This is a genomic window from Paraburkholderia terricola (genome assembly GCF_900142195.1).
GTDB classification, from domain to species: Bacteria; Pseudomonadota; Gammaproteobacteria; order Burkholderiales; family Burkholderiaceae; genus Paraburkholderia; species Paraburkholderia terricola.
Genome location: NZ_FRAB01000083.1, coordinates 1 through 11,646 on the forward strand (window position 1 = coordinate 1; position 11,646 = coordinate 11,646).

The 11,646-nt window shown below is 57.1% G+C and carries 11 protein-coding genes and 1 riboswitch; of the genes, 8 read left to right on the forward strand and 3 right to left on the reverse strand.

Annotated features, from left to right (window positions below):
• The 5 genes from BUE39_RS33110 to BUE39_RS33130 form a co-directional block, all read left to right on the forward strand.
• A partial coding sequence (locus BUE39_RS33110; protein ID WP_200799539.1) for a transposase occupies positions 1–304 on the forward strand: 304 nt, incomplete at its 5' end.
• Entirely contained in the window at positions 274–561 is a 288-nt protein-coding gene (locus BUE39_RS33115; RefSeq protein WP_268802014.1) for a zinc-binding dehydrogenase, read from the forward strand. The genes BUE39_RS33110 and BUE39_RS33115, both read left to right, overlap by 31 nt.
• 42 nt (positions 562–603) lie before the next feature.
• Positions 604–780: a zinc-binding dehydrogenase gene (locus BUE39_RS33120; RefSeq protein WP_084561544.1), complete on the forward strand. Its 177-nt coding sequence runs from the start codon at positions 604–606 to the stop codon at positions 778–780.
• Between the two features lie 3 nt (positions 781–783).
• Positions 784–1,686 carry an SDR family oxidoreductase gene (locus tag BUE39_RS33125; RefSeq protein ID WP_073432909.1) on the forward strand — a complete coding sequence of 301 codons (903 nt, stop codon included), beginning with the start codon at positions 784–786 and terminating at the stop codon, positions 1,684–1,686.
• A gap of 1,333 nt (positions 1,687–3,019) precedes the next feature.
• Positions 3,020–3,110: riboswitch (glycine riboswitch) on the forward strand.
• Positions 3,111–3,256: 146 nt separating this feature from the next.
• Complete coding sequence (locus BUE39_RS33130) at positions 3,257–4,489, forward strand: D-amino acid dehydrogenase (RefSeq protein ID WP_084561545.1); 1,233 nt, start codon at positions 3,257–3,259, stop codon at positions 4,487–4,489.
• Positions 4,490–4,613: 124 nt separating this feature from the next.
• Here the strand turns inward: BUE39_RS33130 and BUE39_RS33135 are convergent, their stop codons facing one another.
• From BUE39_RS33135 to BUE39_RS36135, 3 genes are all read right to left on the reverse strand, one after another.
• Positions 4,614–5,735 carry a porin gene (locus BUE39_RS33135; protein WP_073432911.1) on the reverse strand — a complete coding sequence of 374 codons (1,122 nt, stop codon included), beginning with the start codon at positions 5,733–5,735 and terminating at the stop codon, positions 4,614–4,616.
• Between the two features lie 194 nt (positions 5,736–5,929).
• Positions 5,930–7,027 carry an ABC transporter substrate-binding protein gene (locus BUE39_RS33140; protein WP_084561546.1) on the reverse strand — a complete coding sequence of 366 codons (1,098 nt, stop codon included), beginning with the start codon at positions 7,025–7,027 and terminating at the stop codon, positions 5,930–5,932.
• A 215-nt stretch (positions 7,028–7,242) separates the two neighbouring features.
• A complete protein-coding gene (locus tag BUE39_RS36135) occupies positions 7,243–8,094 on the reverse strand; it encodes an EamA family transporter (RefSeq protein ID WP_084561547.1) in 852 nt (283 codons plus the stop codon).
• Between the two features lie 389 nt (positions 8,095–8,483).
• Here BUE39_RS36135 and BUE39_RS33150 point away from each other — a divergent pair, with 389 nt between their 5' ends.
• The 3 genes from BUE39_RS33150 to BUE39_RS33160 all read left to right on the forward strand — a co-directional run.
• A complete protein-coding gene (locus BUE39_RS33150; protein ID WP_073432912.1) occupies positions 8,484–9,671 on the forward strand; it encodes an aromatic ring-hydroxylating oxygenase subunit alpha in 1,188 nt (395 codons plus the stop codon).
• Positions 9,672–9,694: 23 nt separating this feature from the next.
• Entirely contained in the window at positions 9,695–11,359 is a 1,665-nt protein-coding gene (locus tag BUE39_RS33155) for a choline dehydrogenase (RefSeq protein ID WP_073432915.1), read from the forward strand.
• Between the two features lie 71 nt (positions 11,360–11,430).
• The coding region (locus BUE39_RS33160; protein ID WP_143169540.1) for a helix-turn-helix domain-containing protein at positions 11,431–11,646 on the forward strand (216 nt) is incomplete at its 3' end.

Consider the following 11,646-nt stretch of genomic DNA (forward strand, 5'->3'; position numbering starts at 1 on the left):
CTATGGCAGTCACAAGCATCCCAAGGTCAAGGCGTGGCTCGCAGCAAAGCCCCGCTGGCACATGCATTTCATTCCTACCTACAGTTCGTGGCTTAACCAGGTCGAACGCTTCTTTGCGCTGATCACCGACAAGGCCATCCGCAGGGGCTCGTTTGGTTCGGTCAAACAACTGATCACGCGTATCGATCAGTTCGTTTCCCACTACAACGAAAACTGCAAACCATTCATGTGGACCGCATCCGCTGATTCCATCCTCGAAAAGCTACACAGACTTTGTTCGCGAATCAGCGGAACGGAACACTAGGCGGGGTTGGCCGTACCGCGGCACAACTCGCCATGACACTCGGTGCCAAGGTGACCGGCAGTTGCCGTGGTACAGCGATGAGCGAGGCGCGTTCGCTCGGACTGGCTCGCGTGGTCGACTATCAACAATTGAATGTCGACTCGATCAAACATCAATTCGATGTCGTATTCGACACGGCCGGAACACTGTCCATCAAGGAAGGCCGTGCGTTGCTGAAGCCCGGGGGAGTAGTTCTCGACATCAGCCCGTCCCCTTGACCTGCCAAGCTGTTCGGAACTATTTTTTCGGCGCGGCACAAGATGGTTATCGGTAAGCCGACACCGGATTTGCTGACGAAAGTGGCCGACATGGTTGCTGTCGGAAAACTACAGCCAGCGATTGGCAAGACCGTATCGCTTTCCGATGCCATCCCCGCGCTAACGGCATTGGAACAGCACGGCACCCCCAAGGGGAAACTCGTAATCACCTGGAACTGAAAAGTGAAAAATTCGTTCAACGCCCGTTCCACCACAGACGAGGTTCTCAAGGGCGTCGATCTCGCCGGCAAAACCGTGCTGTTGACCGGGTCCAACTCCGGCCTCGGATTCGAGACGCTCCAACAAATGACCTCCCATGGCGCTCACGTCATCGCAGCGGCTCGGACCCTGACGACGGCCCGGGAGGCTTGCGCAAAAATACGCGGCAGCACTACACCGCTGGCCTGCGATCTGAGCAGTCTCTCCTCGGTGAGACAGGCCATCGCTCAAGTCCGCGACAGTGGTCGCCACGTAGACATCGTAATTGCCAATGCTGGCATCATGGCGCCCCCAAAATTGGAGCAAATTTACGGGCTGGAAAAACAGTTCGTCGTCAATTACCTTAGCCACTTCATGCTCATCAACGGCATCCTGGACGTTATGCCGCAGCACGCAGGCGCACGCATTGTGATCCTCTCGAGCAGCGCTCATCGTAAAGCGCCGAAGGTCGGCATTGACTTCGACAATCTTTCCGGCGCGCGCAACTACAAGCCTTGGGTTTTCTATGGGCAATCGAACGTTGCACGCATTTTGTTCGCCCTCGCGTTGTCGCGCCGCCTAAGCAGCAATGGTATTACTGTCAACACGCTTCATCCAGATGTCATCGCCGACACGAATCTGTCGCGCCATCTGGGGCTGCTAGTGAAGGCAATCGTGCCGGTCATGCGGCTGTTCACAAAAACGGTCCCACAAGGTGCTGCTACGCAGTGCTATTTAGCCGCACATCCCGACGTGGCTAGCGTCACCGGCCAATACTTCAGCGACTGCAAAATCGCCGAACCGAGCCCGGCTGCACGAGACGATGCAATAGGCGAGCGCTTGTGGACGTTGTCCGAACAACTCGTTTCTGCTCACGGAGGTCATTGAGCCGATAGGCACGACTCGTTCCCTGAACGAGGGATACATGCGGAAATTGGCAAGTCAAAAGCTCATGCGGCGATATCAGCCTGACCTGGCGCGATCGGCACAATGGTCGCAGATATCCCCTCGCAGTACCGCGACCAGTGCTCCAACATCTTCCCGCGCCTCTCGAGCATGTCACCGCGCTGAGACGGATGGATTCGAACTATGCAGTACCCGGCATCGTGACCAAACGTATCGCGGCTTAATCAATCGATGCTTCGACTCAAGCCACAACCCATCTACCGGAGTCGCATTCGACCCACGAGTTGCAGCCACGTCCGCTCGTGGCGACTTCCGCTGGACGACAATTCCGCTCCGTTCCCACGAGAGCCGTCCGTCTTGTGGGGGCAAACGTGGGGGCAAAATCGGCCCTGAACGAAAAAGGCCCACAGAGCCGAAACCCTGAGAGCCTTATATCTATTGGTCGGGGCGAGAGGATTTGAACCTCCGACCACCTGCACCCCATTTCTTTACGCAAAACCATAAAAATCAATGGGTTAAACGAATTTGTCTAACTTGCTGCTCAGTTCTTAATCAAGCTCCGACGCGGGTCAGCGGGGTGTTTTCACCCCAAGTTAGACACAAGTTAGTCTCAATTAAACAGGCTTACGACGTTCAGATGGCACGCTTGAGTGGCACGGGCGCCACTCGTTCGACCTCGCGCGCCTTCGTGTAGTGCGCTGTCATCCCCTCGGTCGTATGGCCTCCAAGCGCCTGCGCCGCCGCGCCTCCCCAGATTCGTTTCGCATCGGTTAGCGCCTTCGCGCGCAAATCGTGGAACTGCATGTCTCGAAGAAAATTCAGATCGGGCGTCGCAGGAGGCGTGGCTTTCCGACACGCCTCGTAACGTCTGCGTGCGCGCCGGAAGGCGCGCTTCCACGCAGTTTGTGCACCGCTGACTGCCGTTTTGAGCGCAGATTACGGGACCTATTGCCTTCACCTTTCCAGGCAAGGCAAAGCGGGCGCAGTACTCGGTCGATTTCAACGAAGCGCTCAGACCGCCTGCGCGACGAACGAGGTCAACCGCGGCGACGTTACTCAGCCCGCCGCGCGGGAATATCCTACCCGGTCGGAAGCACACTGGCACGAACGCTGTGTAGTACCGCGATATAGGAAACATGGGAATTAGAGTCAGCGAGCGCACTGAGGCATCAGTGTCGGCATGGACCAACCGGCTCGAGCGGTGGCGTAGCGAGCCCGCTGTTCAAATCAGAAGAGTGGATTTCATTCGCTCCCGACATCCGGTTTGAAAACACTTGCCGCCGCAATATCGAACGGGTAGCCTTAGCCTGTTCTACAACGAAGCACGGGAGAGATCGTCCACCCGCGACGACGCCGACGGAGCAACCGCCCCGGAAACTCTCAGGCAGAAGGACCGTGCGGCGAGAACATCTGGAGAGCGGCGCACGCGCGCCCACCGAAGGGGAGCTATTGCCGTCACCGGTGCTAGCGAAACTCTCAGGTCCATGGACAGATGGGGCATTCGTGCCGGTCGACGTCGGCTGGCAATGCCCAACGCACACTGGACCATGTCATGTCCCATATTGCCATCATTGGCGCCGGCATTACAGGCGTCACCACAGCTTACGCCCTCGCGCGGCGCGGTTACCGTGTCACCGTTCTCGAACGTCATCGCTATGCGGCAATGGAAACGTCGTTTGCCAACGGCGGACAACTCTCAGCCAGCAACGCCGAGGTCTGGAACAGCCGCGCTACTGTACTGAAAGCCCTGCGTTGGATGTTTAGCCGCGATGCACCGCTTCTCATGAATCCTCGGCCGGATTGGCACAAGTACAGCTGGATCGGCGAGTTCCTGCGCCAGATTCCGAACTACCGCAGTAATACCATCGAGACAGTGCGGCTGGCCATCGCTGCTCGTCAGCATATGTTCTCGATCGCCGAGCGCGAACGGATCGATTTCGACCTAGAACGGCGCGGGATTCTTCACTTTTATGCTACCCGTAAAGAGTTCGAAGCGGCGACGAAGGTCAATGCATTGCTACGTGAGGGTGGCCTTGATCGGCGCGCTGTGACGCCTGACGAAATCCGGGCCCTCGAGCCCACGCTTCATGGGCACTTCCACGGCGGCTATTTCACAGACTCGGATTCGACCGGCGACATTCATAAATTCACGCGCGGTCTTGCAGACGCTTGCGTGCGTCTGGGTGTCGAGTTCCGCTACGACACGAGCGTGCACTCGATCTCCGAGGCCACAACCGGAGAACCAGAGATTGCATTCACGCGTGAAGGCCAGATGGATATGGGTAGCTTCGACCGGGTGGTTATTTGCGCGGGTGTCGGCAGCCGTGCTCTAGCCGCGCATGTCGGAGACCACGTGAACGTCTATCCGGTGAAGGGCTATTCGATCACGGTCTGCCTGGACGACGAAGGAAGCCGACAAGCCGCGCCATGGGTCAGCCTGCTTGACGACACGGCCAAGATTGTCACCAGTCGTCTCGGACCAGATCGTTTCCGTGTTGCCGGGACCGCTGAGCTTAACGGTATGAACCGTGACATCCGCTCCGATCGAATCCAACCCCTCGTCAACTGGACGCGCAAGCACTTCCCGTCCATGTCGACGGCTCGCGTGATTCCGTGGGCTGGCTTGCGTCCCATGCTTCCGGGCATGCTGCCCAAGGTCGGTTCCGGTCGCCGCCGCAACATTTTCTACAATACCGGTCACGGACACTTGGGATGGACACTTTCGGCGGCAACTGCGGAAGCGGTCACGGAACTCGTGGTCACCAGTACAACGTCCCTCAAGTAGGTTTGGTAATGAGGATGCCACCGAGACCGATGGCATCCGAACACGCACGCCTAAGACAAACGACTATTTCGCCCTGCCTGTACTGGATACACCCTCGAATCGAAAAACGAGCAGCAAAATCGGATCAGAAGGTGTGGCGAATTGCCGCCCGCGCGAGAACCTGACTCCGCGTTGTCGATGGATTGTTCCAAGTGAAAACCCAAGCGGAACCCGCATCGGCGTTGACTCGCTGATAAACGCCGTACACGTAGAGATCCGTTCGCTTCGACAAGAAGTAATCGACACCCGCCTGGACCTGGCTGTATTTCGGCTTCCGCCCAGTGTTATCGTCCGAAGACATCGTGAACATGTATGAGCCTGATACCAGCAACGCAGGAGTGATGTAGTAGTTTCCCGTTAGCTCGAAATTGTCGAACTTGATCTTGTCGGTTGAGCTTACAACCGAAGCTGTCAAGTTCGTGTGGGTGTACATCAATCCGACACGGCCGTTTCCGATTGCATAGGTCCCCGCGATGCCAAACGTATCGTGACGGGAGACGCTGTTCACAGTTCCATACGGCGTCGGCAAACCAACGAATCCGTAGCCAGTCGCTGAACCGGTACTATTGATGCCGGGATTGTTCATGTGTAGATACGTTGCGGCCAAATTCACCGGACCGTTCTGGTACTTGACACCAGCGCTCCAGGCGCGATTATTGCCAAACCCGGTGCCACCGCCCGAACTGGGCTGATTGCTGAACCCGTACATGCCACCGAATTCAAAGCCTGCATAGTCATTGCTGATGTACTTGACCACGTTGCTGAATCTCGTGAAGTCATCAACGTTGTCGTTGTCGAATGGATGGGCTTGGCCGGTATCCCAGACGCTTCCGAGCGGTTGGAGATAGTCGAACATAAAGTCATACTGACGGCCGAGCCTGATCGTACCGAATTTGCTATCGCTGAGGCCGACCCACGCTTGTCGCCCGAACTCTCTGCCACCTTGCTGGAGGGCACCGGTCGTGGCGTCGAAACCATTCTCGAGTTTGAAGACCGCCTTCAACCCTCCTCCAAGGTCTTCCGATCCTTTCAAGCCCCAGGCGCTGCATTGGATGCCACAACTAGTCAGGGAAGCACTGGACTTCCCACCATCGTTGTTAACGTAGTTGAATCCCGTGTCGATTACCCCGTACAACGTGACGCTGCCTTGCGCATGGGCAACGGCCGCCAAGCCAAGAACGCCGGCAAACACCAAGCATTTTTTCATGACATATCCTAAGTTAGGAGTCCTAAATTTACCAATTATGAGTTGCGGTTCGTACCCCAACTGCGCCTCAGTTCCATCGCTCCGGCAATTTCTCAGTCCCAAGGCTCAGGCTTGAAAGGCGGCGACACCGGCATCTCAAGCCTGCCATTCCTTTTTCTCAATTACAGTCCCTCGCCCTGGGCATTGTGACGGTCCTAGTTTTGAAGGAGCCAGCGGTCGAACCGATGCTGGATTTCATCCTGACGGTCATTCCAGAAATCGTGGTTTATCTGCAGTGCCGTCTTGAGGTTGTCGGGATACGTCGGCGTGTGAGATGCCACATTGACGTCCGTGCCCGGATATTTTCCGATCAACGGCAACGCCGAGTGACGGACCACACCGTTCGAGGTAAGAGTGGCGAGTTCGGCTAAACGCGCCGGCTCGCTCACGAACTTGACATACGCCAGCGCTTCTTTCATGTGTGGAGCGCCCTTAGGGATCATCCAGACGTCAGTCGACCACACCTGGCCATCCCAGACCGCCTTGTACGGAGACCCCTGCATCTGGCTGACGAACAAACGACCCGAGTAGGCCGACGTCATTGCAACGTCGCCCGAAGCAAGCAGTTGCAGCGGTTGCGCGCCCGCTTCCCACCAAACGATGTCTTTCTTGATAGTGTCAAGCTTACGGAATGCCCGGTCGAGGCCGACTGGAGTCGACAACGTGGCATACACATCGGCTGGCGCAACGCCATCCGCCATTAGCGCCCACTCCAGCGCGACGATCGGAGACTTTCTCAGGCCGCGCTTTCCAGGGAAGTTCTTTGTGTCGAAAAAGTCCTTAAGGGAAGTTGGCGCCTTGGCGATTTTGGTCGTGTTGTAAGCAATCACATTCCCCAACGTGATGCTACCAATGCCGCATTCCGAAGTCGTTCCCGCCAGAAAGTCCTTTGTCGCGGGGGTTCCGTCCGGCGCTGCACCAAGCGACGCAAGTGGAATGCGCTCGATCAGTCCCTCATCGCAAGCGCGCTTGACATCGTACATGTCGCTGACGACCACGTCCCACACGACCTTCCCTGCCTGTTCCTGGGCGCGGATCTCACCGAGCCCCCCGTTGTAGTCCTGCGACCTTACGGTCACTCCGGTCGTCTTCGTGAATGGTTCGTAAAACGCCTGTTTCTGTGCCGCAGTGTAGCTTCCGCCCCAAGAGACAACTGTGATCTCGCTCGCGGCATAGGCGCTGCCAAGCAATCCACAACTTGCTATGACGCACCCCATCGCCACCTTCTGCATCGTCTGGCCAATCCCGTTCATCGCACACTCTCCGTCACTGTAGGTCAGGAATCGCTTAATTCCGTTTTTCGGAATTTTCTGTAAATTACGGAATTATTGTTGGAAGCCGAAATTCAACTGTCAATGGGAATTTTCCAGCGTTGCTTGCTGGGCTTGCGCAAACCGTTCGTTCCCGGAGCAGGCGCGACGCCGCCGCGGCCAGGCGCCATATGCGTCTGACTTTCAGCCTGCAGGCCCTACCGACTGGCATGAATGACAACTATTCCCGCGATCACGACACCAACGCCACACCATTGAACGACGGTTAGCCTTTCGCGTAGGAGCAGCACGCCGAGCAACGCCGTCACGGTCCCGGACAGCGCACTGAGAACCGCCACCAGCGCCGTCGGTCCAATCGACAGTCCAACGGCAATGCATCCCCTCGCGCATAGACTAAGCGTGCATACGCAAAGCAGACGGCCTATGTTTCGCCTAGAGTACGCCTCGGTTTTCGGAGGGAGACGGGACAGCAACGGGATCAGGGTGGGCACGCCCACGAGATAGGCGATCCATAAATTTAACCAAGGACCCAAGACTGGAACGCTCCACCGCCCTTGAACCCAGAGACTCACGCCGAACGCAACTGAAGCGACAGTCGCGTACAAGGCGGCCGGCGTTGAAGAGGTCGACGTCGATCTTGCGCCCCGCGCAGCCAACGGTAGGCCGGCGACACACAGGACCGCACCCGTCAAAGTCCCAGCGCCGGGGATCTGACCATTGATCATCGACAGCATCGTCGCGACCGCACCGGAGTTGTTTCCTAGCGGACCGACGATGGCAGCAGCGCCAAGCGAATAGGCGCGGGTTAGCGCCAATGATCCAAGGAGGTAGGCAAGACCGCCAGCTACTCCCGCTATCCATGCGGCGGCAGGCGCCGAAGCGAATACCTGTTTCGAAGAAGGCAATTGGCAGAGCAGCATTGTCACCGCCAGCAAGCCAATAAGCTGGTTCCAAAAAGCCGCTCGTCGCACCCCGATCGACCTAGCCAAGGAGCCGAGAACGAAGTCCGAAGTCCCAAAACAAACCGCTGCGCCAAGTCCCATCCACATCGCATCTCCCCGTTGACTCCAGGCTGGCGGAGGTCGCCAGCCAATCCCACAGCCATGGATCTATCCGCGGGCCGTTAGTCCGCACCGACCCGTCGCTCCTTCCAGAAATGCTCTCCAGGGTTTTTGTGGTTGACACGCCTCGGTTCGCTGCCCTATATTTCATTTATCGAAATTTAAACACAATAACTGAAATTTTGCGAACGATACTGCGACAACGTCGGCAAGCACCGCGCCGCGCGCTTCCGTCCACGCCGCAGAACGGCGAGAAGCCCCCTCACCGCTGCGAGCGCCCGCGACTGATAAGCGCCCCAGCACGCAGCAAGTTGCGTCTCCCGGCATTGGGCTTTGCCGCCGTTCTCGTCCCACATTTAGTCAATTCGGAGTGCACGATGGACGAATCTAAGGTTGCAAGCGCATCCCTCCACGCGATCTCGGAAATGGTTGAACGCCCGACATCGATCGCCGAAGGTCTGCCGGGGCGCGCCTACTACGACGGCGATTTTTACCAACTCGAACGCGAACGATTGTTTGCGCGGGGGTGGATGGCGGTGGGTTTCGCGAGCGACATTCCCAAGCCAGGCGACATGGAGCCAATCACCATTGCTGAATGGGAGCTAGTCATGGTTCGGGGGCAGGACGGCATCGTCCGCTGCTTCCACAACATATGCCGCCATCGTGGAATGCGCGTTGTCAAGGAGAAGACCAACAGGCCGAGCATCGTGTGCTCATATCATTGTTGGGGTTACAAACTGAACGGCGCACTGATCGGCACGCCTAACATCGCAGGCATTCAGAAAGGCGATGCGCCCGGTTTCAACAAATCGGAATTAGGTTTACTGCCTGTGCGTTGCGACACGTGGAACGACCTGGTGTTCGTCAACTTGGACGGGAATGCCGGCTCGCTGCAAGACCATATGCAGCCTGCCGACGTACGCACGCAGCACTTTGATATGACTCGTGCGGTTGCATGGCCCGACGAGATCAGCTTCACGTTCGAGGCGAACTGGAAGATCGCGATCGAAAGCGGAATCGAGGATTATCACCTGCCGTATGTGCATAAAAAATGGCTGACCTATAGCGACGATTACGCAACCGAGGACGGCGGTGATACGTATCACGGCTTCAGCTCGAGACGCTCCCTCGCAGAGACGCGGGAGCGATACACAAAGGGGCTCGACTCGGGAGATATTCCGCTCAAGTCGTTTCCGTACTATGAGGTTAACGATAAGGCTGAAGCAATAAGCCTCTACCTGATGCCCAATGCAAACGTGTTCTACTCTCCGACCATGGTTAAAGTCCAATACTTTATTCCTCGCGGTCCGGAACGCACCATCAGCAGGTCAAAGGCCTACTTTGTCGACGAAGCCGCAACAGCACCCGAGTATGACCAGGCTCGCCAGACTGCCATGTCTTTTTTCAAGGAAGTCGTCAAAGAAGATATTGACTATATCCAGACGGTCCAGAGCCTGGCGCGAGCGCGGAACGCTCTGAACCTGAACACACGTTATTCCCCTCATTGGGAAGCGGCCTTACACGGGTTTCATCGATACATCGTCAGAAACCTTCAAAACCGTTGATCCAACCCGGGACGATCCTTGCCATGCAAAATTCCTCCCATTTCGACTTTGTCCTAGTCGGTGCGGGGTCAGCAGGTTGCGTTCTTGCAAACCGCTTGACAGAAGATCCCGATGTAACCGTGCTCCTTCTCGAAGCCGGTGGCCAGGATTCGAATCTCTTCATTCATATGCCCGCTGGTGTCCAGCGGGTTCACAAGAATCCAAGGCTCAACTGGAACTATACGACCGATCCCGAGCCCGGTTTGCTGGGGCGTCGTATCGCGGTTCCGCGCGGAAAAGTACTCGGAGGATCGTCATCGATCAACGCCATGGTGTACATGCGCGGCCACCCGCTGGACTATGATACGTGGGCCTCTCAGTTCGGACTTGAAACCTGGGACTATGCGCATTGCTTGCCGTACTTCAAGAAGTCCGAGTGTAGCGAATGGGGCGAGACCGAATACAGGGGTGGGCTCGGCCCCTTGAAAGTTAGTCGACGCTCAGCCACAGACCCCTTGTACGATGCCTTTATAGCGGCCGGCAATGACGCTCGCGTCGGGCAGTCGGATGATCTCAACGGGTACCGACCCGAAGGGCTCGCACCGTACGACGCAACGCGATGGAATGGAGCACGATGTTCCGCCGCCGGCGCCTACCTGAAACCAGTTCTTTCCAGGCCGAATCTTCACGTTCGAACCGGGTGTCTCGTGCGGAAGGTGATTTTTAATGGAAGACGCGCGATTGGTGTTGAGTTCTCGCGAAGTGGTGCTACAAGCCGCGCTCTCGCAGACCGGGAGGTGATTCTCAGCGGAGGAGCGATAAATTCTCCGCATCTTCTGATGCTCTCAGGCGTCGGCAGCGCAGACCATTTGAAGAGTCACGGAATCGACGTTATTCACGACCTCAAAGGAGTCGGTCAGAACCTTCAGGAACACATCGACGTCGCAGTCGCGTGGACGAGCATACAGCCCGTCCGGTTGACCGCGCTTAATCATCCCTTGTCTCAAATGGCAGCCGGCGCGCAATGGCTGACTACCCACCGCGGCCCCTTGTCTTCAAATATCTTCGAGGCTGGCGGACTGGTTCGATCGAACGACACAGTGTCGTTCCCAAATATACAGTTTCATTTCATTCCAGCGTTCTACGATTACACCGGGTCCAAAATCGTCCTCAAGCAGGGCTTTCAGATTCAGGTCAACCAAAGCAGACCCAGTAGCCGCGGAGCGGTGTCGCTCAGCAGTGCCGACCCGTCAGCCATGCCACGCATTTCTTTCAATCTTCTCGCAACCGAGCATGATCGACGGGAAGCCATCGAAGGCATCAAGCTTGCACGAAAAATTGTCTCGCAGAGTTCATTTCAGGCGTTTCGCGGCGAAGAAATTTCGCCCGGGCTTGATTGCGTGAGCGATGCTGACCTGCTTCGCTACATTCAGGAGACCGCCGGCACGGAATATCATCCGTCGTGCTCATGTCGCATGGGAACCGATGACTTGGCCGTCGTCGACGCGCAACTTCGGGTACGTGGACTCGATAACTTGAGAGTCGTCGACGCCTCCGTTATGCCGAACATCACAAGCGCCAATCTAAATGCTCCCACACTGATGATCGCGGAAAAGGCGGCCGACATCATCAGGCAGCGCACGCCATTAGAGCCATCGCGCCCGCGCTTCCACTTCGACGAGAATACGCGCGCAGAAACGGACGCCTAGTGTTCCGTTCTGTTGTTAACTAATCTATGTTCACGTAGCATGCTTGTATCGATGGAACGGGAGATACCAGCATGCCCATGGGACGACCGAAGGCCGAACTGGTGTTGAGTGAAGATGAGCGCTCGCAACTGACTTCGATAGCGCGTTCGCGCTCGATTTCGGCGGCGCTGGTGACGCGTGCGCGCATCGTGCTGGCTGCTGCTGCCGGGGAGCCCAACAGCGCAATTGCCCAGCGTCTTCAACTCACGCGCGCCACAGTGGGCAAGTGGCGTATCCGGTTCCTGGAG

Bases quoted from the DNA above. Each gene is read 5' to 3' on its own strand.
- BUE39_RS33120 (WP_084561544.1), top strand. From the start codon at position 604: ATGGTTATCGGTAAGCCGACACCGGATTTGCTGACGAAAGTGGCCGAC.
- BUE39_RS33155 (WP_073432915.1), top strand. From the start codon at position 9,695: ATGCAAAATTCCTCCCATTTCGACTTTGTCCTAGTCGGTGCGGGGTCA.
- BUE39_RS33130 (WP_084561545.1), top strand. From the start codon at position 3,257: ATGTCCCATATTGCCATCATTGGCGCCGGCATTACAGGCGTCACCACA.
- BUE39_RS33150 (WP_073432912.1), top strand. From the start codon at position 8,484: ATGGACGAATCTAAGGTTGCAAGCGCATCCCTCCACGCGATCTCGGAA.
- BUE39_RS33135 (WP_073432911.1), bottom strand. From the start codon at position 5,735: ATGAAAAAATGCTTGGTGTTTGCCGGCGTTCTTGGCTTGGCGGCCGTT.
- BUE39_RS33140 (WP_084561546.1), bottom strand. From the start codon at position 7,027: ATGAACGGGATTGGCCAGACGATGCAGAAGGTGGCGATGGGGTGCGTC.
- BUE39_RS36135 (WP_084561547.1), bottom strand. From the start codon at position 8,094: ATGTGGATGGGACTTGGCGCAGCGGTTTGTTTTGGGACTTCGGACTTC.